The sequence below is a fragment of the Janthinobacterium sp. SUN128 genome, from assembly GCF_030587275.1.
GTDB classification, from domain to species: domain Bacteria; phylum Pseudomonadota; class Gammaproteobacteria; order Burkholderiales; family Burkholderiaceae_D; genus Janthinobacterium; species Janthinobacterium lividum.
On sequence record NZ_JAPWHY010000001.1, the window covers coordinates 4,354,341 to 4,378,834 of the forward strand.

The 24,494-nt window shown below is 62.9% G+C and carries 15 protein-coding genes; 4 read left to right on the forward strand and 11 right to left on the reverse strand.

Going from position 1 to position 24,494, the window contains the following annotated elements; all coding sequences use genetic code 11:
- The first annotated feature begins 292 nt into the window (after positions 1 to 292).
- Positions 293 to 2,446: a S46 family peptidase gene (locus O3297_RS19700; protein WP_305049529.1), complete on the forward strand. Its 2,154-nt coding sequence runs from the start codon at positions 293 to 295 to the stop codon at positions 2,444 to 2,446.
- Between the two features lie 68 nt (positions 2,447 to 2,514).
- On the opposite strand, the gene O3297_RS19705 is transcribed toward O3297_RS19700, so the two are convergent.
- Positions 2,515 to 3,084: a hypothetical protein gene (locus tag O3297_RS19705; RefSeq protein ID WP_305049530.1), complete on the reverse strand. Its 570-nt coding sequence runs from the start codon at positions 3,082 to 3,084 to the stop codon at positions 2,515 to 2,517.
- A 150-nt stretch (positions 3,085 to 3,234) separates the two neighbouring features.
- On the opposite strand from O3297_RS19705, the gene O3297_RS19710 reads away from it, so the two are divergent.
- Positions 3,235 to 4,923 carry a M14 family zinc carboxypeptidase gene (locus O3297_RS19710; RefSeq protein ID WP_305049531.1) on the forward strand — a complete coding sequence of 563 codons (1,689 nt, stop codon included), beginning with the start codon at positions 3,235 to 3,237 and terminating at the stop codon, positions 4,921 to 4,923.
- A 90-nt stretch (positions 4,924 to 5,013) separates the two neighbouring features.
- Complete coding sequence (locus O3297_RS19715) at positions 5,014 to 7,164, forward strand: FUSC family membrane protein (protein WP_305049532.1); 2,151 nt, start codon at positions 5,014 to 5,016, stop codon at positions 7,162 to 7,164.
- Between the two features lie 11 nt (positions 7,165 to 7,175).
- On the opposite strand, the gene O3297_RS19720 is transcribed toward O3297_RS19715, so the two are convergent.
- The 6 genes from O3297_RS19720 to O3297_RS19745 form a co-directional block, all read right to left on the reverse strand.
- Positions 7,176 to 9,125, reverse strand: coding sequence for a S9 family peptidase (locus O3297_RS19720; protein ID WP_305049534.1), 1,950 nt, complete (start codon positions 9,123 to 9,125; stop codon positions 7,176 to 7,178).
- 67 nt (positions 9,126 to 9,192) lie between these two features.
- Positions 9,193 to 10,665 (reverse strand): amino acid permease, encoded by a 1,473-nt coding sequence (locus O3297_RS19725; protein WP_080753216.1) that lies wholly within the window; start codon positions 10,663 to 10,665, stop codon positions 9,193 to 9,195.
- A 419-nt stretch (positions 10,666 to 11,084) separates the two neighbouring features.
- Positions 11,085 to 12,515, reverse strand: coding sequence for an amino acid permease (locus tag O3297_RS19730; protein ID WP_034778907.1), 1,431 nt, complete (start codon positions 12,513 to 12,515; stop codon positions 11,085 to 11,087).
- A 116-nt stretch (positions 12,516 to 12,631) separates the two neighbouring features.
- On the reverse strand, positions 12,632 to 13,090 hold the full coding sequence (locus O3297_RS19735; RefSeq protein WP_070254760.1) for a RidA family protein: 459 nt from the start codon (positions 13,088 to 13,090) through the stop codon (positions 12,632 to 12,634).
- Between the two features lie 254 nt (positions 13,091 to 13,344).
- Complete coding sequence (locus tag O3297_RS19740; RefSeq protein ID WP_305049536.1) at positions 13,345 to 14,928, reverse strand: ABC-F family ATP-binding cassette domain-containing protein; 1,584 nt, start codon at positions 14,926 to 14,928, stop codon at positions 13,345 to 13,347.
- Between the two features lie 160 nt (positions 14,929 to 15,088).
- Positions 15,089 to 16,201: an NADH:flavin oxidoreductase/NADH oxidase gene (locus tag O3297_RS19745; protein WP_305049538.1), complete on the reverse strand. Its 1,113-nt coding sequence runs from the start codon at positions 16,199 to 16,201 to the stop codon at positions 15,089 to 15,091.
- 161 nt (positions 16,202 to 16,362) lie between these two features.
- Between O3297_RS19745 and O3297_RS19750 the strand changes: the two genes are divergently transcribed.
- The gene (locus O3297_RS19750) at positions 16,363 to 16,923 is read left to right on the forward strand and encodes a glycine zipper 2TM domain-containing protein (RefSeq protein WP_305049540.1); all 561 of its coding nucleotides are present in this window, start codon (positions 16,363 to 16,365) and stop codon (positions 16,921 to 16,923) included.
- On the opposite strand, the gene O3297_RS19755 is transcribed toward O3297_RS19750, so the two are convergent.
- The 4 genes from O3297_RS19755 to O3297_RS19770 all read right to left on the reverse strand — a co-directional run bounded on the left by O3297_RS19755 (position 16,920) and on the right by O3297_RS19770 (position 24,381).
- Complete coding sequence (locus O3297_RS19755; RefSeq protein ID WP_070254768.1) at positions 16,920 to 17,429, reverse strand: DUF1993 family protein; 510 nt, start codon at positions 17,427 to 17,429, stop codon at positions 16,920 to 16,922. The genes O3297_RS19750 and O3297_RS19755 overlap by 4 nt on opposite strands.
- A 99-nt stretch (positions 17,430 to 17,528) precedes the next feature.
- The gene (locus tag O3297_RS19760; RefSeq protein ID WP_176385825.1) at positions 17,529 to 18,491 is read right to left on the reverse strand and encodes a DUF2167 domain-containing protein; all 963 of its coding nucleotides are present in this window, start codon (positions 18,489 to 18,491) and stop codon (positions 17,529 to 17,531) included.
- A 149-nt stretch (positions 18,492 to 18,640) separates the two neighbouring features.
- Positions 18,641 to 19,654: a succinylglutamate desuccinylase gene (locus tag O3297_RS19765; protein ID WP_305049542.1), complete on the reverse strand. Its 1,014-nt coding sequence runs from the start codon at positions 19,652 to 19,654 to the stop codon at positions 18,641 to 18,643.
- A complete protein-coding gene (locus O3297_RS19770; protein WP_305049543.1) occupies positions 19,654 to 24,381 on the reverse strand; it encodes an NAD-glutamate dehydrogenase domain-containing protein in 4,728 nt (1,575 codons plus the stop codon). Before O3297_RS19770 ends, O3297_RS19765 begins: the two co-directional genes overlap by 1 nt.
- Between the last annotated feature and the right edge of the window lie 113 nt (positions 24,382 to 24,494).

Below are 24,494 nucleotides of genomic sequence, written 5' to 3' on the forward strand. Positions count from 1 at the left end.
CGCATCAGCAAGTGGCCGGGCCGCGCAAGCGCCCGGCCATTTTTTATTGCCGGCAAGACAATTGTATGGACAATACCACAGCCGCGGCACGAGAAAATGCCCGTTCGCAGCCCACTCCTGGCTCTGCAATGGCGAAAATAGTGCAATTTTTACAAGCAACTGCAAACATGCCCTCGGGAAAATGTGATTGACTAGTGCGAGTTCGATACGGATACTCTAGGTCGCCCGCTGAGAAAAAACACTGGGTACACGTTGGTTCCGACTTCCCTTCATGTAAAAGACTAGAACTCGAATGAAAAAATCTTTAATCGCGCTCGCCATCCTGAGCAACTTCGCACACGCCGACGAAGGCATGTGGATGCCCCAACAGCTGCCACAAGTGGCCAAGGAACTGAAAGCGGCCGGACTGAAACTCGATCCGACCAACCTGACCAAACTGACCGAGTTCCCCATGGGCGCCATCGTCAGCCTGGGCGGTTGCTCGGCTTCGTTCGTCTCCCCGCAAGGCCTGGTTGCCACCAACCACCATTGCGTCTACAACAGCGTGGCGGTCAATTCGACCAAAGAGCGCGATTTGCTGGCCAACGGTTTCCTGGCCAAGACGTTCGCTGAAGAATTGCCGGCCGCCCCAGGCAGCCGCATCTTCGTAACCTCGGCCGTGACCAATGTCAGCGACAAGATCATCACCGCCGACGTGGCCAAGCTGCAAGGCAAGGCACGCATCGACGCGATTGAGAAAAACCAGAAGAAACTGGTCGCCGAATGCGAAAAAGAAGCCGGCTTCCGCTGCACCGTGTCCGCCTACTACGGCGGCCTGGAGTTCTACCTGATCAAGCAACTGGAAATCCGCGACGTGCGCCTGGTGCACGCGCCTCCAGCAGGCGTCGGCAAGTTCGGCGGCGACACCGACAACTGGATGTGGCCACGCCACACGGGCGACTACGGTTTCTACCGCGCCTATGTCAGCAAAGACGGCAAAGCTGCCGACTTCAGCAAGGACAACGTGCCTTACCAGCCAAAACACGTGCTGAAACTGGCCAAGGATGGCTTGAAAGAAGGCGATTTCGTGATGGTCCTGGGCTACCCTGGCCGCACCAACCGCCACCGCCTGCCATCGGAAGTGGCGTACACGTTTGACTGGAACTACCCGGCCTTCGTGAAAGCGTCGGGCGAAACCCTGGCCATCATCGCGCGGGAAACCAAGGACAACAAGGATGTTGCCCTGAAATACGCGGGCCAGGTTGCTGGCGTGAACAATTACTACAAGAACCGCCAAGGCATGCTGGATTCCTACGCCGGCAGCGACTTCCTGGCGCGCAAGACGACGGAACACGAAGCCCTGAAAACCTGGGTCAACGCGAATGCTGCCCGCAAGGCGGAATTTGCCAGCGACATCGAGCAAGTGGAAAAGCTGATCGCCGAGCGCGATGCCGACACCAAGCGCGATTTCTTCCTGAGCTACGCACAGCCACGCCTGCTGAACACGGCACGCAGCCTGTACCGCCTGTCGAACGAAGGCACCAAGGCAGATACGGAACGCAAGTCCGGCTACCAGACGCGCGATTTGCCACGTCTGTCGTCGAGCATCACCTCGGTCGAGCGCACCTACGATGAAAAAGTCGACAAGGCGCTGGTACTGAACAGCCTGACCAAGTACGCCGCGCAACCGGCAGCACAACGCCGCGCCAGCTTCGACGCCGCCATCGGCATCAAGGACGGCATGTCGCAAGCCGACCTGTCCGCCGCCCTGGACAAACTGTATGCGGGCAGCAAGCTGGCCGACAAGGAAGAACGCGCAGCGTGGCTGAAACGCACGCCAGCCGAATTCCAGGCCAGCAAGGACAGCTTCATCCAGGCAGCCGTCGCCATGTATCCGGATTCGCTGAAAAACGAAGCGGAAGACGAAGAACTGGCCGGCAAGATCCAGCAAGCCTACGCCAACTACATGAAAGCAAAAATTGCCTTCATGAAGAGCAAAGGCCAAGCCGTCTATCCTGACGCCAACAGCACCCTGCGCGTCACGTTCGGCAAAGTAGCCGGCCGTGACCATGGCGCCGACGGCACCACCTGGTCTGCCTTCACCACCGTCAATGGCGTCGTTGCCAAAGCCACGGGCCAGGGCGAGTTCAATGCACCAGCGAATCAACTGGCCGCGATCAAAGCCAAGGACTTCGGCAAATTTGTCGATCCGAAGCTGAAAACCGTGCCGGTCGACTACCTGGCCACCCTGGACATCACCGGCGGTAACTCCGGTTCGGCTGCCCTGAATTCGAAAGGCGAATTCATCGGCTTGGCCTTCGATGGCACGCTGGACTCGATCATTTCCGATTGGGACTACAACAAGGCCAACACCCGTTCGATCCAGGTCGACCTGCGCTACATGCTGTGGAACATGAAACACATCGACCACGCAGACAACCTGCTGAAAGAAATGGGCGCTGAATAACAAGAAGCAATAACCCGGCAACGGGCGCTTTAGCCTGAGCCACTCCTGCGGGAGTGGCTTTTTTTCGCCTAACGTTTTACTTTGGTAAACCGGTAAGGTACGGCTTGCTCTTCGCCAAACACTGGCGCCCTGCCACTTCCCAGCGGCAGCATGACCCGCCGGCCATCCTGCAGCAGCAAGGCCAGGTCGGCGCCGGGAAAGCGCTGCGCCAGCAGCGGATAGGCGGGCCGCGCGATACCGGCGGCGGGAATCACGATGCGGTAGTCGCCATCGCCAAAGTCCAGCAGCAGCGCGGAAAGCTCATCCGGCCCCGGCAGCGCCGTGACGCGCAGGCGCGCGCTTCCCTTGACGAGCTCGAAGGCGGACCACAGGGGCAGGCTGCGCTGCATGGCGCCGATCCGCAGCTGCGGCGCGTGGCGCGCCTGCGCCGACGTCAGCACGATGTCAGGCCGTTCTTCCGACACGGCGCCATCGACGGCCAGCAGCCAGCCCCGGTAGCGTATCAGCGCGCCCTGCGCGGCAGCCGTGACAGACCCGCCCTGCGCCACAGGCTCCTTGCCCGCCGGCAAGCGCAACGGCGCCGCCTGCGCCGCCAGGCATATCCCCCACACCAGCGCCGCCATCGCCGACTTGCCCATGCCGCCTCCCCTCGTGCGTGAAACGTATTCATAACACAAGTACAGCAACAAGCCCCTGCGGCGCCTCAAGGCAAGAGCGCCGGTGCTACAATTGGCCCCTAGCGGGCGTACTTACCCAGCGCGCCTTCCCCCTCCCAGACTCAGACCGCTATGCCACCAGACTTGCGCACGACCTACGAACTCGGTAACCACAACCAGACCACGACCTGGCTGGAATGCATCACCTTCTATCAAGATCTTGCCGCACGCTATCCGCAAGTGCTGCACTTCGAACAGATCGGCCTGTCCGACTCGGGCGTGCCCATCCACGCTGGCGTCGTCAGCGGGGACGGCGTATTTGACCGCGAACAGATCAAGCGCGCAGGCCGCACGGTGTTCTTCAACAACAACGGCATCCACCCGGGCGAACCGGAAGGCATCGACGCCTGCATGGCCATCGTGCGCGACCTCTGCACGCAGCCGGAACGCCTGGCGGCGCTGGGCAGCACCGTCTTGCTGTTCATTCCAATCTACAACGTCGATGGCAGCCTGAACCGCGCCAATACATCGCGCGTGAATCAGGATGGCCCAGAGCAATTCGGTTTCCGCGGCAATAGCCGCCACCTGGACTTGAACCGCGACTTCATCAAGTGCGACAGCCTGAACGCGCAAGTGTTCAACCGCCTGCTGGCCAGCTGGGACCCGGACGTGATGGTCGACACGCACACGTCGAACGGCGCCGACTACCCGTACACGATGACCCTGATCCACACGCAGACGGATAAGCTGGGCAACGGCCTGGGCCCCTTCCTGCAAGACACCATGCTGCCGCACATCTTTGCGCAGATGGAAAACGCTGGCTGGCCCACCTGCCCGTACGTGAATCCCGTCAAGGACAGCCCCGACCACGGCATTGCCGAATTCCTCGAAGTGCCCCGTTTCTCGACCGGCTTTGCGGCCTTGCATCACGTCATCGGTTTCATGCCGGAAACGCACATGCTGAAACCGTTTGCCGACCGCTACGCTTCCATGCGCGCCCTGCTCGACATCACCATGGCGTTTACCATCGAACATGGCGAACAGATCAAGCAATTACGCGCGCAGGCAAAAGCGGCGGGCCGCACGCAAGCCGCATGGCCCATCCACTGGGCCATGAACGAAGAACAGCCGTCGACCTTCCCCTTCAAGGGCTATGCGGCGCAATACACGCCGAGTCTGCTGGGTGACTACCAGCGCCTGTCCTACGACCGCTCACAGCCGTGGGAACGCGATATCGCCTACTACAACCGCTTCGATGCGGACGTCACCGTGGCCGCGCCGAAAGCCTATATCGTGCCGCAAGCGTGGCGCGAAGTGATCGAACGGCTGCGCTGGAACGGCGTCGAAATGAGTCGCATCACCACCGAACAGACGCTAACGGCCCGCTACTACCACATCGCCTCTGTCGGTACGCGCGCCACGGCCTACGAAGGCCACATGTTCCACGACCATGTAGAACTCGAAGCGCGCACGGGCCAGTTCACCGTGCAAGCGGGCGATTATGTCGTCAGCCTGGACCAGGACAACGCCCGCTACGCCGTGGAAACGCTGGAGCCGCAGGCGCACGACAGCTTCTTCCGCTGGGGTTTCTTCAATAGCGTGCTGGAGAAGAAAGAAGCATTTTCCGATTACGTGTTCGAAGACATGGCATCCGAACTGCTGCGCGATGAACCGGCGCTGGCGGCCAAGTTTGCTGACTGGAAAGCTGCCAATCCCGCCTTGCTGAGCAATCAGGAAGCCGTGCTGAACTTCATCTTTGCACACTGCCAGCGCTTTGCCGAGCCGGAATGGCGGCGCTACCCAGTGATCGCCCTGATGTAAATCCGGGCTGTAGCAACTGCAACATCCTGGCGCCGCATCGGAGACCCCGGTGCGGCGCCTCTTTCTGTGCCCTACCCACAAGGTAATCCCATGCACTACGCACTGAACCTGCGCACCTTTATTTACAGCCATTATTTTTACCTAGGCTTGCGCGTGGCCATCGGTCTCGTCGGCCTGGCCTTGCTGACCCAGGAAATCAGCGATAGCGCCACCGCCATGACGGTATGCATCGGCGCCCTGTGCACGACCCTGATGGACATGCCCAGCCCGCTGCGCCACAAGTTCAACGAAATGCTGGCCTCGGTACTGCTGTGCAGCGCCGTCACCTTATTGATCAGCCTGTGCGGGCCCGTGCAGTGGCTGTTGATGACGGTGCTCGTGCTCGTCAGTTTCCTCGCCAGCATGATGGTGGTGTACGGCAAGAAATCCATGCCCTTGCAGCTGGCCGCCCTGTTCATCATGACCATGTCGATGGAACACCAGATGACGTGGCAGCAATCGTTCCACCATGCGGGCCTGTTCATGCTCGGCGGCCTCATCTATCTGGCCTACGCCATGGCCATCGCCTGGGTCTTGCGCCACCGCATCAAGCAGCAAGTGCTGGCCGAAGCCCTGTTCGAACTGGCCGCCTACATCGATATCAAGGCCGATTTCTACGACACGCGTTTCAATCTGACGGAGCAGTTCAACAAGCTGGTGCGCCATCAAAGCATTTTGGCCGACCGCCAGCAAGCGTCGCGCGACCTGATTTTGCGCAGCCACAAGAACAGCAAGGATGCCATCGTCGTGCAGGTGCACGTATGCATGCTCGATCTATATGAACTGATCCTTTCCACGCACACGGATTACGCGCTGCTGCGCCAGCACCTGGCCGACTCCGACGTGCTGAAATCCTTGCACGACCTGGCGTACAAGGCGGCGCGCGACATCGAAGCCGTGGCCTACGCCGTCACGCGCAAGCGCGCCTCGTATGCGCAGATCAGTTACGACAAGGAATGGGCCGACATCGAAGGAGAAATTGCCCGCCTGCAGGCAAAGGGAGAAAATGCGCAGGAAGCGCTGGCCACCCTGCGCGCGCAGCGCAACAAGATCCGCGCCATTCTGAAAATGATCGCGGAATTGCACCTGGCCAGCCAGAAAGTCTACGACAATGTACCGTTCTGGAGCGGCGCGGACATGGCGCCATTCTTGTCGCAGCAGAAATATGAACTGAAAACCCTGCTGTCGAATCTGCGCCTGGAGTCGCCCGTGTTCCGCTTCGCCCTGCGCGTATCGATGGCGATCTCGGTAGGCTTGCTGATCGGACACTGGCTGCCGTATGCGGCCCACAGCTACTGGATTGTGCTCACCATCGTCATCATCCTGCGCCCCACGTTCAGCATGACGCGCCAGCGCCGCGCCGACCGCATCATCGGCACCATCATCGGCTGCGTGATCACGGCCATCGTGATCCGCTTCGTGCACAGCAATATCGTGCTGATGGCCATTTTGTTCCTCTCCATCGTGGCCACGCCCACCTTCATCTATTTGCGCTACCGCTACACGGCCATCGCCGTGAGCCTGATGATCCTGCTGCAAATGCACCTGGTGGCGCCCAGCAACCCGAACCTCGTCAGCGAGCGCCTGATCGATACCCTGATCGGCGCGGCCGTCGCCACCGTGTTCAGCTTTGTGCTGGCCAACTGGGAATACCAGAGCCTGCCGCGCCTGGTGCGCCAGGTGCTCAACGTAAACCTCAGCTATATGCAGGCCAGCTTCGCGCTGCTGCAGGGAAAGTGTTTCGATGATTTCGCCTACCGCATCGAGCGCAAGCGCTTGATGGACAGCCTGGCCGCGCTCAGCTCGGCCCTGGTGCGCATGCTCGACGAACCGGCCAGCAAGCAGCGGGCCGTGGAAGACATCAACCTGTTCATCGTGCAAAATTACTTGCTGGTGGCCCACGTCGCGGCCCTGCGCTCCATCCTCGGGCGCCACGCCAGCCAGCTGCCTGTCGCGCCCGTCAACGCCTTGCTCAGCCACAGCCATACGCAAGTGTGTTTGACCCTGTCGCGCGCGCTGGAGCAGCTCGACAACCAGGCTAAGATCAGCGCGCCGCTGGCTCCCCCTGCCGCGCCGCCCGTCAGCGACGTGGCCTGGTCCGGCTGGCCGCTGGCACAGCGGCGTATCCGCCTGTTGCAGGCAGATGCCGACAAGATCGTGATACATAGCGCGGCGATCGTACACATTGTGACACCGCGCTAAATCCCCGGGATCTATTTCAGATAGCGCTCAAACCAGCCGATAGTACGTTTCTGCAAGTCGCGCTGGTGCTCGGGCTTGCGGAAGGAGTGCCCTTCGCCGTCGTAGATGAACAGGCTGGACGGCACGCCCATGGCGCGCAAGCCGTGCCAGAATTCCAGCGACTGGGCCGCCGGCGTTTCCACGTCGCGCTCGCCCACGTAGATCAGGGTCGGCGTCTTCGCCGCCTTGATCGATTCGATGGGCGAGGCACGGCGGTAGACGTCCGGCTTGTCATAGGCGGAAGCGCCAAAGAACGGGATCATCCACTGATTGATGCCGTTCTGGCCGTAATAGCTGATCCAGTTCGACACGCCCGCACCGGCCACGGCCGCCTTGAAGCGGTCGCTGTGCGTGACGCCCCACATGGTCATGAAGCCGCCGTACGAATGGCCGATCAAGCCCAGGCGCTGGCCATCGACGGGCGCCACTTTTTCCACCGTATCGATGCCGGCCAGGATGTCGCGCCAGTCGCCGCCGCCGAAGTCGGCCATATTGGCGCGCGTAAATGCCTGGCCCTGGCCAAAGCTGCCGCGCGGATTGGGCAGGAAAACGAAATAGCCTTTTTGCGTCAATTCATGGATCAGGGTGCTCGCCCCCACATAACGGGGCGAGGCGGCTGCACCGGGCCCGCCATGCACGTTGACGATCATCGGGTAGCGCTTGCCTGTGTCCGTATTCAACGGCCCCAGCAGCCAGCCTTGCACCTTGTATTGCTCGTTGTTCCAGCCCACGTTTTGCACCGTCAACTGCGGCGCAAAACCGTCATTGTCGCGCGTAATCTTTTTCAGCTGGCCCACCGGTCCCGCCACCAGATAGCTGGCGTGCGTAAAGTCTTCCTGGGCAGCGGCAGCGTACTGGCCATCGGCGCTGAACGACAAGCGGCCATCGCTGCCGCTGCTGCTCAGTTCACCAAGCAGCACCGGCCGGGCCGGTCCGCTTTGCGCATCGACGGGCACCAGCGCCAGCTGCGAATCGATCAGGGCCGTTGCCAGCAAACCGGCGCCGCGCCAGACGACGCCATTGAAGGTGCCGCGGTAATCAGGCGTGAGATTGCGCGGCGTGCCGCCGGCCAGCGGCACGGTGTAGAGATCGCCGCCGATGGAACCGAAATCGCTCATCAGGCCGCCGATGAAGACCACCGTCTTGCCGTCCGGCGAGACGGAAGGCAGGTTCAGCTGCATGGCCGGGGACGCGATCACGCGCAAGGCGCCCGTGGCCGCATCAATATGGCTGAGCTTGGCAACCCACCAGTTGCTGTCGCCATTGCCTTGCGCGCTGGTGGCAACAAAGCCGCGGCCATCGGGCGTCCAGCTGTATTCATACACATAGGTGTCGCTTGGTGACAGCAGACGCGGCTCGCCGCCGCTGGCCGGCACGACGGCGATGCGCTGGGCATCGTCTTCGCTGCCCACTTCGCCCACCTGGCGCACGCCAGCCTCCACGGCGCCGGCCAGCTTGCGCGCGCCCACCGTGGCCAGCAGAGCCAGCTGCTTGCCATCCGGCGACCAGCGCACCGTACTGGCCACGCCCTTGATAGTGGTCAACACACGCGCCTGCGCCTGCGACAGGATGGCCAGGTACAGCTGCGCCGTGCCCACCTTGGCGTCGTAGCCAATGAAAGCCAGCTGCCTGCCATCGGGCGACCAGCTGGGCTTGTCGTAGGAACACACGGTACACGGATCGAATTGCTGCACGATGGCGCCGTTGGCGGCGTCGCGCACGACGATGGCCGCATGCGGACGCTGCGGCTGCTCGCCCGCCTTGCTCGATTCGATGGCGGCGATGCGCTGGCCATTCGCGGACAGGGCCACGGCGCGGTAATCGCGCAATGCCGGTTCCGTTGCAGGGGCGGCCTGTGCCGTGTTGCCCAGAAGACTGCTTGCCAGCAAGCCGCAAGCGGCCAAATCAGTTATTTTCATCATGTAAATTCCGGTTAGAAATAAAAAAAACCGCCGGCAAGCGCGGCGGTTTTGGATGGAACAGACTGCATTAGCGGGCCTTCTTGCCCAGATGCGAATGCCGCATGCTGTACAGGAAGTAAATGGCCACCGTCACCGCCATCCACACGCTGAACACGACAAACGTCGTATGCGGCAAATCGCGCATGATGTACAGGCAAGCCAGGATGCTCAGGCCAGGAATCACGTACGGGCCGAACGGCACGCTGAAGCCTTCGATGCGGTTGGCGCCCTGCTTGTGGCGCAGCACGGGCACGGCGATCGAGACCACCATGAAGGCTGTCAGGGTACCGATGCTGACCATGTCCCACAAGTAAGTGGCATCGACGGAACCGGCTACCACGGCCACCACCAGGCAAACGATGATGGTATTGCTGACCGGCACCAGGGTGCGCGGGTGGATTTTCTGAAACGATTTCGGGATCAGGCCGTCGCGGCTGACGGCAAACAGGATGCGCGTCTGGCCGTAGATCGTCACGAGGGTCACGCTGAAGACGGAAATGACGGCGCCGGCCGACAGCACCAGCGCGGGCCAGGTCTTGCCCGTGACGTTTTGCAGGATCACCGCCAGGCCCGCTTCCTGGCCTTCGAACAATTTCGCCTGCTGTGCGCCGAGGGCGGCCACGGCCACCAGCAAATAAAACACGGTGACGATGAGCAAGGCGCCGAGGATGCCGCGCGGCACATTGCGCGTGGGATTTTTCACTTCATCCCCCGCCGTCGCCACCGTATCGAGGCCGATGAAGGAGAAGAAGACAGTACCGGCCGCAGCTGTGACGCCCGTCATGCCGGCAAAGCCCTTGCTGTTGTCGGCATTGAAGAAGGGGAAGAAATTGTCGGCGTTAAAGCCGGAAAACGCGATGACGATGAAAAACACGAGGATCGCCAGCTTGATGATGACCATAATGGCATTCATCAGGGCCGATTCCTTGGCGCCGCGCAGCAGCAAAAAGCCGCACATGCAGATCAAAAAGATCGGCGGCAGGTTGATGTGGCCGGCATGAAACTCCATGCCATGCGGGCCGGAAACGATCATCGGCGTGCGCAGCATCTCGGGGATGTGCCAGCCGAAAGCGTTTTCCAGGAAATTATTCAGGTAGGACGACCAGCCGATGGCCACGGCACTACCCGCCAAGCCGTATTCGAGCAGCAGACAGGCGGCCATGATGAAGGCAAGAAACTCGCCCACGGTGGCATAGGCAAACGAATACGAGGAGCCGGAGGCGGGTATGCGGAACGACAATTCCGCATAGCACAAGGCCGTCAAGCCGGCCGTGATGGCGGCGATCAGGAAAGACAGGACAACCGACGGGCCCGCCTTGGGGACGGCTTCGACCATGGTAAAAAAAATGCCCGTGCCGATGGTGGCGCCAACGCCGATCATGGTGAGGGAAAACAGGCCGATGGACCGGCTCAAGCCACTGCTGCTGAGGCCTTCACCATATTCGACCGTGGTATCGATCGGCTTGGTGCGGCAAAGTTTCTGGACCAGGGTTTGGCTCACTAGCATTCCTTTATGAGGCATGCACTTGAACACCTGCCAAAACCTACTGCGCGTCGTGATTTGCGGCCTGCGATGCTCACTGTGCATTCGCACAGCTGCGCTTCTTAGCCACAACTCGCATCCGCTCGCTACGGTTTTGTCAGGTGTCGTTCGAAACATGACGGGTAAAAACACTTAAAAACGGCGCTCCGGCCCTACCTGGCAAAAAACCGGAAAGATCGCGTCCATTTTCAAAACTAAGCGATTATAGGGCTTTCATCGGCTCAGCTAAACAGAAGTTTGATGCAAGGAAACAACGCCAGGCGTGCGCCGCAAAACGCGCACTGGCGCTAGGGGAACATGGAATTGCCAATATGAAAGAAAAAGCGCGCCACTGCTGGAGCAGGGGCGCGCTTTCGGTTCAGCTCAGCCGAGCCGGATTACTTCTTGCCCTGCGGCGCATCGGCCGGCGGCCAGCCCGCTTCGTAGCCTTGCGGCACGTCATCGCGCCGCTCTTTCGGCGCCAGGCCCAGTACGTAGTACAGCACCGTCAGCAGGATCAGCCAGGCTGGTCCAACCATCAGGGCGATGCGCGTATCGGGGAAATACGCCATCAGACCGATCACCAGCGCCAGGAAAGCCAGCGAAATCCAGGAACCGTAAGGCGCGAACGGCATGCGGAAGGCCAGGTTCTTGATTTCCAGCGGCGTCAAGGTCTTGCGGAACTGGATCTGCGTGACGAGGATCACGCCCCAGGTCCAGACGGCGCCGAAGGTGGAAATCGAGGTGACCCAGATAAACACTTTTTCCGGCACCATGTAGTTCAGCAGCACGCCGATCAGCAACGCCACGACGGACACCAGGATGGCGCGGCGCGGCACGCCGCTGGCCGTGGTTTCCGCAAACGCCTTGGGCGCCTGGCCTTGCAGCGCCAGGTTGTACAGCATGCGGCCCGTGCTGAAGATGCCGCCATTGCACGACGACAAGGCCGCCGTCAGCACGACGAAATTGATGATGCCGGCGGCCGTCTTGATGCCCAGGCGTTCGAACGTCATGACGAAGGGGCTGCCGGTGGTGCCGATTTCATTCCATGGATAGATCGACAGGATGACGAACAGCGCGCCGACATAGAAAATCAGGATGCGCCAGAACACGGAATTGATGGCGTCGGGAATCGATTTCTTCGGGTTCGCCGCTTCGCCAGCCGTCAGGCCGATCATTTCCACGCCCAGGTAGGCAAACATCACCATCTGCAGCGACATCAGCACGCCCTGCGCGCCATTCGGGAAGAAGCCGCCATGCGTCCACAGGTTCGAGATACCGATGGCCACGCCGTCGTTGCCGAGGCCGAAGATGATCATGCCCGTGCCGCCGATGATCATCAGGATGATGGTGACCACCTTGATCAGGGCGAACCAGAACTCGAACTCGCCGTAGGCTTTCACGGCCAGCAGGTTGATGGCGCCCATGGAGCCCAAGGCCGCCAGGGCCCAGATCCAGCGCGGCACGTCGGGGAACCAGATGCCCATGTAGATGGCGACGGCGGTAATTTCCGCCACGCAGGTGACCAGCCACAGGAACCAGTAGTTCCAGCCCGTCAGATAGCCTTGCAGGGGGCCCAGGTAATCCTGGGCATAGCGGCTGAAGGAGCCGGCCACGGGATTGTGCACGGCCATTTCGCCCAGCGCGCGCATGATCATGAAGATGACCGCGCCACCGATGATATACGACAACATGATGCCGGGGCCGGCCATCTTGATGGCGTTGCCGGAACCCAAAAACAGGCCCACGCCAATCGCGGCACCCAGCGCCATCAGGCGGATCTGTCGCTCGCCCAGGCCGCGGTGCAAGCCTTGTTCACTCGTTTTCATTACGTGTCTCCGTTTTTTTCTTGAATACACCGATCCCTCCACCCCAATGGCGGTTCCGCTCTTGCTGGAAAGGAGGAAAAGGCGCGCCGGCGGCAAGCGCCGGCATGTTCAGATGATCAGGCCAGTTCGGCGATCAGCTCGATCTCGACGCAAGCGCCCAGCGGGATTTGCGCCACGCCGAAGGCGGAGCGGGCGTGCTTGCCGCTGTCGCCGAAGACTTCGACGAACAGTTCCGAGGCGCCATTGGTCACCAGGTGCTGTTCCGTGAATGTGGAAGTGGAATTGACCAGGCTCATGACCTTGACGATGCGCTTGACCTTGTTCAAGTCGCCGCCGCAGGCGTCTTGCAAGGTGGCGATCAGTTCGATGGCGATGCCGCGCGCTGCGATCTTGCCTTCTTCCGTCGTGACATCCTTGCCCAACTGCCCCACCCAGACCTTGCCATCCTTCTTGGCCAGGTGGCCGGACAGGAAGACGGTGTTGCCCGTGCGGGCATGCATCACGTAGGCGGCAGCTGGTGCGGCAACGACTGGCAGTTCGATGTTGAGGGCTTTGAGTTTTTCGTAAAACGACATGCTATTTCTCCAAGAAAACAATATAAGCGAAACCAAAATTCATGCACGGCAGGGCACGGAGGATGACGCCCTGGCAGCGCGGCTGTGACCGACAACAGTGCCAGATTAAACGTCATCATATTGGTGAACCAGCAGTTTTAGTTCACAAATAGGCCCGGTTATTCAGTGGATTATACCGACAATCAAACAAAATTCAGCATCGGTTCATGAAGCATGCTCTACAGGCATCGAGCGTGACTTTTTTCATTAAATTGTCACTTGTGCAATGTCAAGCCCTCCGGGTCAAGGTTTATCGCATCCAGAAATGCCTGGTCGTGCGAAACCACAAGTAACGCCCCCTGATATTGCAGCAGCATCTGCTCCAGCGCCTGCAGGCTGGCCAGGTCCAGATGATTGTCAGGCTCGTCAAGCAGCAACAGTTGCGGCGGCGCCTGCGCATACAGCTCGGCCGCCAGCGCCACCTTCATGCGCTCGCCGCCGCTGAGCAGACGGCTGGGCATGGTGGCGCGCGCACCGGCAATGCCCAGCAGCGCCAGCCGCGTGCGCAGCTCGCCTTCCGGCATGCTGCTATGGCGTTCCTGCAAGCGCTGCACGGCGCTCCACTCGCCGTCCTGCAGTCCCGCATGCTGGTCCAGCCAGGCTACCCTGGCATGGCAGCGCAGTTCGCCGCTGGCGGGCGCCAGCTGTCCGGCGATCACGCGCAGCAGGGTCGACTTGCCGCTGCCATTGTCGCCCGTCACGGCCAGGCGGCGCGGCCCGTTCAGTACCAGGTTGATGGCGTGCGCCTGGCCATGCGGCAAGACCAATTCGCGCAGCTCCAGCAACAGCTTGCCGTTCGGCACGGCACTCTCGGGTGCCAGCAGCAACCGTTCGGCCTCGGGCGCGCAGCGGGCGCTGGCATCCATCACCCTTTGCTGGCGCGCCTGCTGCGCCTCTTGCGCGCGCACGCGCAGCCTGCCCTGGCTATCCTGGCTTTTCTCCTTGCGCGCGTCGAGCAGGAGCTTGCTTTGATTGCCTTCGCGGCCCTCGCGTTCGCCGCGCGTCACCCGTTTCTGTTGCCGTTCTGCTTGCTGCTGCGCCTCGCGCTGTTCGCGTCTGGCGCCGGCCTTTTCCGCCTGCAGGGCGGCCGCAAAACCGGCCTGCTCCAGCGCGCGCTGCTGCGCATACATCGCGTAATTGCCGCCATAGCTGCGCAAGCCCTGCGGCGACAGCTCGACGATTTCATCGACGTGCTCGAGCAAGCCGCGGTCATGGCTGACCAGCAGCAAGCCGCCAGGCCAGCGCGCCATCTGCGCCACCAGGCGGGCGCGCTGCTGCGCATCGAGATGGTTGCTCGGTTCATCGAGCACCAGCCAGTCCGCCTGCGACAGCCAGGCCCCTTGCAGGGCGATGCGCTGGCGCTCGCCGCCGCTCAGGCTGGCCGTTGGCGTCTCCGCGTCCACATGGCGCAAATCGAGCGCATCGAGCGCCTGGCGCAGGCGCGCATGGGCATCCCAGCGCTCGCCCACGAGGGCGTAATCGGCTTCGTCGACGCTGCCTTCGGCGATGCGCGCCAGCGCCGCCAGCAAGCTGGTCACGCCAGCGAGGGCCGCCACGGTGGGATAGTGCTGCGGATCGAGTTCCTGCGCCACGTAATGCACGCTGCCGTCACAGCGCGCGGCGCCAGAAGACGGCTGCGCCTGGCCCGCCAGCAGGCGCGCCAGCACGCTCTTGCCCACGCCGTTATCGCCGACGAGGCCGATACGTTGCGGGGCAAAGGAAAATTGCAAATCGGAAAACAGGGTGCGGCCATCGGGCAGCACGAAGGAAAGACGGTCGAGTTGTAGTAATGCGGGCATGGATACTCCTTGTACGTGCAGACAGGGCTGGCGAACCCGCGCAGCGCAAGGCGCTGTGGCGGGATGGGCGAGGCCGTGCACAGCACGGCAGTATCAATGGCGCATGTCGAAGCGTCCTGGAGAAAGGGGAAGAAGCGTCAGTGTAGCAGAGACAGCCGGGTCAGCGCTGGCCCAGGGTCGTGTCGCCGAACAGGTTCTTGAATTCACGCGGCTGCGAGCGCCAGTACTGCGGTGGCGCCGACACTTGCGCGCCCAGCTGGGCCGCCGCGTGCCAGGGCCAGCGCGGGTCGAACAGGATGGCGCGCGCCAGCGCCACCATGTCGGACTGGCCTTGCGCAATGATGTCTTCCGCCTGCTGCGCTTCCGTGATCAAGCCCACGCTGATGGTGGGCAAGCCGCTGTCGCGCTTGATGCGTTCGGCAAACGCCACCTGGTAGCCCGGTCCCACGGGGATTTGCTGCAACGGAGAAATACCGCCACTGGAGACGTGGATGAAGTCGGCACCCAGCTGCTTGAGTTCCTGCGCGAAGCGCACGCTTTGCCCAATTTCCCAGCCGCCCTCGACCCAGTCGGTGGCGGAAAGGCGCACGCCCACGGCCACCGTGGCCGGCACGGCGGCGCGCACGGCTTCATAGACTTCCAGCGGAAAACGCATGCGGTTTTCCAGGCTGCCGCCATACGCGTCGGTACGGTGATTGGACAGGGGCGAGAGGAACTGGTGCAGCAGATAACCGTGCGCCGCATGCAATTCGATGCCCTCGATGCCCAGCGCATGCACGCGCTGGGCGGCCGCGACAAACGCGCCCTTGATCTGCAACAAACCCATTTCATCGAGGGCGATCGGCACGGTTTCGCCGGGTGCGTGGGCGATGGCGGACGGCGCCACCGTTTGCCAGCCGCCCTCGGCCAGATGCACGCAGGCGCCGCCCTCCCATGGCGCGCGGCTCGACGCCTTGCGTCCAGCATGGCCCAGTTGCACCACCAGCGGAATCGGAGAGTGGCGGCGGATCGCCTGCACCACCTTGGCCAGCGCCGCCTGGTTCGCGTCCGACCACAGGCCCAGGTCTTCGGCCGAAATGCGTCCCTCGGGCGAGACGGCCGTCGCTTCCGTCATCAGCAAGCCCGCACCGGACAGGGCCAGGTGGCCCAGGTGGATCATGTGCCAGTCGGTGGCGTTGCCGTTCTCGGCCGAGTACTGGCACATGGGCGCGATGGCGATGCGGTTGGCCACCTGCAGCGGCCCCAGTGCATACGGCGTGAATAGCTGGCTCATGGCGGACTCCGGGAAAGGGGAAGCACCGATTCTACTGCGCTTTGGCGATCGGGGCCTTACACCTGCTTACGTTTGATACAGCGCACCGTCTAGCCTTGCGGCGAGGAGACCGTTAATCTGGACACATCAATAACACCCGCAGTGCCACCCCAGGAGAACACATGAACACGACGACTACCGCCAGCCGCATCCACCCCTTGATGGCCGGCGCCGCCATTTCCGTGACGGTCCTGTGCCTGGTGGGCGCAGCGTCCATCGCCGGCATCCTGCCCAATTCGCGGGCGAACGTGCCTGCCGACGTGGCCGCCATGACGCCGGCCAGCGCCGCTGCCCTGGCAGCGCCCGCTATGGCTCCCGTGACTGCACCGGTAGCCGCGCCTGTCGTGGCGCAAGCCGCCCCGGCGCCAGCCCCGGCACCCGTCGTGCACAAGCGCGTCGTGCACCATACGCAAGTGGCGCAATCGCGTCCTGCCTACAATGACGATGGCTACCGCGAAACAGCCTACCGCGAACCCGTACGCCAGCCGCAGCCAGTGCCTGCGCCAGCACCGGCACAACCCAACTACGTGGGCATCGGCACGGGCGCCGTCATCGGCGGCTTGATCGGCAATCAGGTCGGTGGCGGCCGCGGCAAGGCGCTGGCGACGGTGGCCGGCGTAATCGGCGGCGGCATGCTGGGCAATGCTGTGCAGAACCAGGTCCAACAGCAGCCACAGCGTTAATCGTAAGGGCCAAGATAGTCGAGCTTGCCCACGGCCACGCCATTGTTCCTCAGGATGGCGTGGACCATGGAAACGTGGAAATAGAAGTTCGGCAAGGCAAAGCTGAGCAGGTAATTGTCGCCCGAGAATGTCGTTCCCTCGTCCGTCCAGTTCAGCACGACTTCCTTCTGCGCGCTGCCCGCCATCTGGCCCGCATTCACGCTGTCGATATAGGCGATGGTGTTGGCGATGCGCTCTTGCAGCTGCTCGAACGATGCCTCGTTATCCTCGAACTTCGGCGCCGGCACGCCGCTCAGGCGTTCGACCGACATCTTCGACGTATCGCTGGCGCGCTGCACCTGCGCCGTCAGGTCCAGCATGTCGGGCGCCAGCTGCGCGCCCAGTAGAATCTCGGGCACGATGCCATCTTCCTCCACATGGGCTTGCGCTTTTTCCAGCAGGGCCGAAACGACCCGCAAGCCGCGGATGAAGACGGGAATGGTTGCCTGATACATGGACACGGACATGGCGAACTCCTGATAGTGAACGATGAGCCAGTGTACCCGAGGCGTCGTCTTCCGGCAGGGCGCGCATGTGCGCCGACGCACGGATCAGCTCAGTTCGTTCTACTTTTCCAGATTCACCTTGCCATCCGGCGCATGACCGGGCTGTTCCGCAGGTTCGGCCTGCGGCGCCTGCTTTTCCTTGCGCTTGCCGCCGAAAAACTTGACGATGGCCGCGCCGCCGCCCACCAGCGCCAGCAGCAGCACTTTCTTGAAGGCAAGCAGCAGCGCCAGCAGCTTGCCAAACAAGCCCAGCTTGCTGGCCACGCCGCCGGCCACCAGCGCCGCCAGGCCATATTCAGCCACCTTGTCCGTCTTGCTGTCGAAATCCGTATAGCGGTTACCGTCGGTAAATTCCGTAAACGCCGTCACTTGCTGCATCTCTTTCTTGATCGCCTCGATCTGCTGCATGCTGGCAATCGCGTTCAGGTTCAGCACGCCTTCGCGGCCCAGCACGCGCACGTTGTAGTTCAGCGAATGCTCGCCGCCATCGACCATCAAATCCTTGGCCCAGTACAGCTTGTGCGTGTCCTTAGCATAGCTGGGTTTTTCCGCCCAGCCCATCAGATGGATGCCGGGATACCCCTGCTTCTTGCGCTCCGCATTGTTTTCCAGCACGGACGCCTGCATATCCTTGAGCAATTCGTCGTACTTGATGCTGTCCGCATCGTCATCCTTGATATGCCCTTCCTTTTCATACGTCACCACCACGCCCCAGCTGTCGCGCTCGAGCACGCTGGTCTTGGCAGGCACGATCATGCCCAGCGATTCCATGCCCGGCGGATTACCCCAGGCATCGACCAGCACGCGCTCGGCGTCCGCCGGCGACAAATAACGGAAGCTGGCGGGCAAATCCAGAGTGGCGATGCCGCCTGGCAAGGTGATCTTGCCGCGCTGCAGGTGCAACTGGGCAAGAAATTGCTCGGCCGTCATTTCCGGTGCGGCTGCCTTCTCTTCGGCGGGGGCGGCAGCCGTCAGGCTGGAAAGGGTCAGGCACAGCAGGGCTGTCAGCAGGCGTTTCAACATGATCGGTCCAAAAAATTGCAAAGGGTAAATATTTTAAATCAACTGATTGCCTAATGGATAATTATTTCCGTGCGGCATTTTTCCCATGAAAAAAGCGCCAGGCGGGTTTCCCCGGCTGGCGCCTGTGAGGCTAGACGATTACTGGACAATCAAGAGACGCGCACCACCATCAGCCCCGCGCGCAAGCCCACGCGCACGTCCGGGTTCGGAAACACCACCAGTTCTTCCGCATGCTGCACCGTGTACACCTGCTCGCCATCGCTGGCGATCACGGCATGCTGCGGCAGAGACGTGAAATTTTGCGTGCTGCGGTCAAACGCCATGCGGAACTCATCGCTGTGCTTGATGATTTCCTGCGCCACCTTAAACACGTGCGGCGCTGTCTTGACCGGTTGCGCAGGCAAGCCGCGCAGCAAGCCGTCCAGCGCCCGCGACACGTCGTCGAACAGGGACAGATCGTTCTGCCCCAGGGTGCCTACGCGGCCCAGTTCCACCGTGCTGGCGGCCGCGCCGAAATGTTCGGCCGAATAATAACTGTAGGTGCCGGCCGATTGCGGATTCATGATGATGGCGCCGATGGACGCCTGGCCCAGCCAGGCTATCAGCTGCGCCTTGGCGTCGTCGGCCACCAGGTCGGGCACGATGGCAAACGTGGGGTACACGGAAGGCCGGATGGCCGTGTGCAAATCCAGGTGCCAGCGCACGGGACCGGCCGCTTCAAAGAACGCTGCCGTGGCGGCGATCATTTCATCGGCGCGCGCGCTTTCCGCCGCTTGCGCCAGGCTTCCCCGCACGGGGCGGAACATGCGATTCAGGTCGGCGTCGATGAAACGCTTGCCGGCCCGGATCGCATCGACATTGCCCACGCAGACAAGCAGATCGACGGCCAGCGTCGACGCATCACGCGACAGCGCGTCGAGCAGATGCGCCAGCACTTCGATCGGCCCCGTTTCGTCGCCATGCACGCCCACCGAGACGGCCACGCTGGCGCGCCCTTCTCCCGGCTTGACGACCTGCAGCATGCCGGGCGCCGGCAAGGCCACCGTGAAACCGGCGTTGGCGAACAACTGCGCCACGCCGCTGAAATCGGCCTGCGCCAGCGCCTGCACGGCCGGCGGCAAGCCGCCAGCGCCCTGTCCAGCTTGTCGTACTTCTTGCGTCATTACACCGCCGCTTCCGCTGTGGATTTCGTCGTGATTTTATTCACGGCTTCCGACAAGGTCCACACGTCCAGCATGGCTTGCTCCAGTTCCGTCGCCGCCACATAGGCCGACAGGCCCAGCGCGCCCGTCACGGCATCGACGGCCTGGCCGGCATTGCCTTGCTCGGCGCGCGCCAGCACTTGCGTCAGCAGACGCTGTTGCGTGCGGCGCAGGGCTTGCTGCGCGTAGTTGCGCAACTGTTCCTGCGACTTGCCTTGCGCGGCAAGCTTCAGGCCGCGTTCCAGGGTGTCGATGCCCGCCTGGCTGCGCAGGGCCAGGCCCACTTGCAGGAAGGCGGCCAGGTCCATCGCCGCAGGACGCGGCACGGACAGGGCCGGGAACAGGAAGCCGGCGACGACTTCCAGCGCATCGACCGCATCCCACGCCTGGACGAAGGCCGGCGTCAGGCCAGGCACCAGCGCCGCTTCCGACTTGATGCCGACGGCTTTCAGCAGCTCGCGCTTCGATTCCGCGCCAAACAAGCGCGTGAGTTCGGCCAGGCCGGCGCCGCGCAATTGCTCGGCCGGCACGGACAGGACACCGGCGATCATCGTTTGCTGTAGCACGCGCGTTTGTGCGTCGACCTTGATCGACACGTCGCGCGGCACCGTCAGCGCATCGGCGTCGAGCGCGTCGAACACGGGCGCCAGGTTCAGCGCCACCCAGGCCTGGCCCCAGGCCAGGATCACGGCCGATTCGTCCACGCCATGCTCCGCCGCCAGGTTGCGGATCATCAGCGGGCCGCAGCGGTTGATCACTTCATTGGCCAGCACGGTTGCCAGGATGGCGTTGGCCAGCGGGTGGTCGAGCGCCGAGCGGGTTTCCACCAGCAAGGATGGGAAGTAAGGCTTGAGCACCGGCTCGGCCCACGTTTCATCCGTCAACGGCAGCGCGGACAGGATGCGCTTGAAGCGGTTCTTCACGTTGGCGATCACCACCGCCAGTTCCGGCGTGGTCAAGCCACGGTTATCGAGCTTGCGGCGTGCCAGCTCGGCCACCGATGGCAGCTGCTCCAGCTCGCGCGACAGGGCGCCCTCTTCTTCCAGGCTGGCGATCAGGGCGGCATAGCCATCCTGCACGGCGCTTTCGCTTTGCGCCTGCAACTCGCGTACCAGCAAATGCGTCTGCTGCGTGTTGTCGCGCAAGACCAGGCGTTCGACGTCGTCCGTCATCGCATACAGCTCGCGATTGCGTTCCTCTTCCGTCAGCTTGCCCGCATTGACTTCCACGTCCAGCCAGATTTTCACGTTCACTTCATGGTCCGAGCAATCCACGCCGGCCGAGTTGTCGATCGCATCGGTAAAGATGCGTCCGCCCGCCAGCGCGAATTCGATGCGGCCAGCCTGCGTCGCACCCAAATTCCCCCCTTCGGCCACGACCTTCACGCGCAGCTCATTGCCGCTGACGCGGATATGGTCATTCGCGCGGTCCTTCACTTGCGCGTGCGTCTCCGTCGAAGCCTTGATGTAGGTGCCGATGCCGCCGTTGTAGAACAGGTCCACGGGCGACTTCAGGATGCGGTGCATCAGTTCTTCCGGCGCCAGCGAGGTCTCTTGAATATCGAGCGCGGCGCGGATCTGCGGCGACAGCTCGATGGTGCGGCTTGAACGCGGATACACGCCGCCGCCTGCCGAGATCAAGTCCTTGTTGTAGTCGTCCCACGAGGAGCGCGGCAAGGCGAACAGGCGCGCGCGTTCTTCGAACGAGACGGCGACGTCCGGCGTCGGGTCGAGGAAGATGTGGCGGTGGTCGAATGCGGCCACCAGTTTCAGCTGGCGCGACAGCAATACGCCGTTGCCGAACACGTCGCCCGACATGTCGCCCACGCCGACCATGGTGATCGGGGTGGTATTGAGGTCGTGGTCCATTTCATAGAAGTGGCGCTTCACGGCTTCGAATGCGCCCTTGGCGGTGATGCCCAGCTTCTTGTGGTCGTAGCCGTTCGAGCCGCCCGAGGCGAACGCGTCGCCGAGCCAGAAACCGCGCTGCACGGCGATGCCGTTGGCGATGTCCGAGAACGTGGCCGTGCCCTTGTCGGCGGCGACCACCAGGTATGGATCGGCTTCATCGAAGCACACGGTATCTACTGGCGGCACGATATTGCCCAGCGAGCGGTTGTCCGTCACTTCCAGCAGGCTGGAAATGAACAGGCGGTACACGGCTTCGCCTTCGGCCGCGATGGTTTCGCGCACGGCGTCCTTCGGCATCATCTTGCAGACAAAACCACCCTTCGCGCCGGCCGGCACGATGACGGCGTTTTTGACCATCTGGGCCTTGACGAGGCCCAGCACTTCGGTGCGGTAGTCTTCCATGCGGTCGGACCAGCGCAAGCCGCCACGGGCGACAGGGCCGCCGCGCAGGTGTACGCCTTCAAAGCGGCGCGAGAAGACGAAAATCTCGCGGTAAGGACGCGGTTCCGGCACCAGCGCCAGGCTGCTGGTGTCGAACTTGAAGATGATCTTGTCGCCGGCTTGATTGTTCTGGAAGTAGCTGGTGCGCAGGGTGGCGGCCATCAGGTCGGCCAGCGCGCCGAGGATTTCCTCGGTATCGGCATGGTTCACGGAGGGCAGGCCGGCCTTGATGGCGGCGATGCTTTCCAGGGCGGCCGCGTGCTGCGCGTCGGACAATGCTGGATCGAAGCGCTGCAGGAAGGCTTCTACCAGGGCTTTGACCTGGGCAGGCTGCTTGCGCAGGCTTTCGGCAATGTAGCGCACCGAGAAGCGGCTGCCCGTCTGGCGCCAGTAGCTGGTGTAGGCGCGCACCAGTTGCACTTCGCGCGTCGACAAACCGCCTTCGATGACGAGGCCATTCAGGCGGCCATCTTCGGCCGTGTCGTTGAACAGGGCCGCAAACAGTTCCTGCGCCACGGCGACGACGGATGGCTGCGCCAGTTTCGCCGCGCTGGCGGCATCGACCGTCAGGCTGGTGACGAAATAGCGCGTGCCGTCGGACAGCGAAACCGAATACGCCTGTTCGCGGTCGATCGCCACGCCCGCATTGTGCAGGGCCGGCAGGATGGTCGACAGCGACGGCACCTTGTTGGCCGAGTACAAACGGATCGTCGTAACGGCGCCCGTTTCGATGCGCACGGCCACGTGCGCCGGATCGGTGTTGCGCAGGATGGTGTCGAGGTCGCGGAAAGCGACGGCCGGCGCGGTGGCGGCCACGTAATCGAGCGGCAAGGTAGCGCAGAGTTTACGCAGGCTGGTGCGCAGGGCCACGTCGGGCACGGCGTCAGCCACGGCGGCAAAGCCGTTATGCCAGCCATCGAGCACGCTCAGGAGCGGCTGCTCGATGTCCGTTTCCAGGTCCAGCGGGTAGCGCGCGGCGTGGGCGATCAGGTAGACGCGCGCCAGCGGGCCGTCGGCCACCAGGGTCTGTGTGCTCACATGCGTGGCGCCGGAACTGGCTTGCAGGGCCTTTGCCAGGCTCGATGCCACGCTGGCGCTGTAGCGCTCGCGCGGCAGGTAGACCAGCACGTTCAGGTGGCGCGCGTACACGTCGCGGCGCGCGAAGACCTTGGTGCGCGGCTGCTTGTACAGCGAGACGACGGCGCCGCACACTTGCGCCAGCCAGTCGAGGTCCGCTTCCAGCGCTTCCGTGCGCGGCAGGGATTCGAGGATTTCGCGGAATTTCTCGGCACGGAAGCCTTGCTGGCGCACGCCTGCCAGGCTCAATACCTTGGCCACGCGGCCGCGCGCAAACGGCAGTGCCGCCAGCGGAGTGGAATTGCCCGCGCGGGTGAACAGGCCGACGAAGCAATGCTCGCCCAGGATCGCGCCTTGCGCATCCATGTCGCGCACGCCGATGAAGTCCAGCTGCTGGTCGCGGTGCAAAGTGCCTGCCACGTCAGCCTTGACGATGGACAGCGCCGAGTCGCGCTTGGCCAGGGTATCGAAGTCGCCCGGGATATTCGCCAGGCAGGTGCCGTAGACGGGGTGCGCCGTATCCTGCAGCACGCCGACACGGCTCGGGATGTCGCGTTCGAGTTCGCGCACGCCCGGCTTGACGCGGTAGTAGGCGTAGCCGAACACTTCAAAGCCGCCGCTGCGTGCCCATTCCAGGAAGGCGGCAACTTCCGCGCCTTCTTCGCCATGCTGGGCGGCAGTCGTGGCGACAGCGGCCAGGCGCTCGCTCATGGCGGCGCTATCGCGGCGCACCACCGCGGCGTCACGCGCGACCGTCTCCAGGGCGGCGACCAGCGCAGCCAGGGCTTCCGGCGCCAGCTCTTCGTCGAGCAGCACCAGCACATACGATTCAAGCGGGTCGCCCGGCTGGCGCACCGCTTCGACGCTGCCGTCAGCGGCGCGGCGCACGGGCAGCACGGTGTTCATCACGCCGCGCACTGCCAGGTGCTGGCGGCGCATGGCCATGACGATGGAGTCGACCAGGTAAGGCATGTCTTCGTTCAGGATCAGCAAGGCGCTCGCCATGCCGCCACGGCCATCCGCATAACGCAGGGTGGCGATCTGGCAGCCGCTGCCGGTGCGCTTGGCCGCTTGCGTGAAGCCGTCGACCAGCACAGGCGCCAGGCTGTCGGGCGCGATATCGGCCAGGTCTTCGGCGTCGAGCGAGTCGAGCCATGCCTGCACCAGCTGCACGACAGGCGCTGCCGCCTTGCCTGCATTGCCAGCCGCGTTAATCAACTCCAGCGTTTGTGTACGCAAATCTTGTGGCGTGTGATTCATCTTGCATCTCCATTACGGTAATGTGAATGTCCAACGCTGTCGTTCGGGCTTGTGGCTGGGCGGCAGCGGTGTCAAGAGACGGGGGTCGCCCGTCCAATTCTGTGTTGCGGATA

What these genes read in the sequence shown, in the direction of transcription:
- O3297_RS19750 (WP_305049540.1), top strand. Translation starts at nt 16,363, where the DNA reads ATGAACACGACGACTACCGCCAGCCGCATCCACCCCTTGATGGCCGGC.
- O3297_RS19705 (WP_305049530.1), bottom strand. Translation starts at nt 3,084, where the DNA reads ATGGGCAAGTCGGCGATGGCGGCGCTGGTGTGGGGGATATGCCTGGCG.
- O3297_RS19765 (WP_305049542.1), bottom strand. Translation starts at nt 19,654, where the DNA reads ATGACGCAAGAAGTACGACAAGCTGGACAGGGCGCTGGCGGCTTGCCG.
- O3297_RS19720 (WP_305049534.1), bottom strand. Translation starts at nt 9,125, where the DNA reads ATGATGAAAATAACTGATTTGGCCGCTTGCGGCTTGCTGGCAAGCAGT.
- O3297_RS19760 (WP_176385825.1), bottom strand. Translation starts at nt 18,491, where the DNA reads ATGTTGAAACGCCTGCTGACAGCCCTGCTGTGCCTGACCCTTTCCAGC.
- O3297_RS19700 (WP_305049529.1), top strand. Translation starts at nt 293, where the DNA reads ATGAAAAAATCTTTAATCGCGCTCGCCATCCTGAGCAACTTCGCACAC.
- O3297_RS19735 (WP_070254760.1), bottom strand. Translation starts at nt 13,090, where the DNA reads ATGTCGTTTTACGAAAAACTCAAAGCCCTCAACATCGAACTGCCAGTC.
- O3297_RS19745 (WP_305049538.1), bottom strand. Translation starts at nt 16,201, where the DNA reads ATGAGCCAGCTATTCACGCCGTATGCACTGGGGCCGCTGCAGGTGGCC.
- O3297_RS19710 (WP_305049531.1), top strand. Translation starts at nt 3,235, where the DNA reads ATGCCACCAGACTTGCGCACGACCTACGAACTCGGTAACCACAACCAG.
- O3297_RS19740 (WP_305049536.1), bottom strand. Translation starts at nt 14,928, where the DNA reads ATGCCCGCATTACTACAACTCGACCGTCTTTCCTTCGTGCTGCCCGAT.
- O3297_RS19770 (WP_305049543.1), bottom strand. Translation starts at nt 24,381, where the DNA reads ATGAATCACACGCCACAAGATTTGCGTACACAAACGCTGGAGTTGATT.
- O3297_RS19730 (WP_034778907.1), bottom strand. Translation starts at nt 12,515, where the DNA reads ATGAAAACGAGTGAACAAGGCTTGCACCGCGGCCTGGGCGAGCGACAG.
- O3297_RS19755 (WP_070254768.1), bottom strand. Translation starts at nt 17,429, where the DNA reads ATGTCCGTGTCCATGTATCAGGCAACCATTCCCGTCTTCATCCGCGGC.
- O3297_RS19715 (WP_305049532.1), top strand. Translation starts at nt 5,014, where the DNA reads ATGCACTACGCACTGAACCTGCGCACCTTTATTTACAGCCATTATTTT.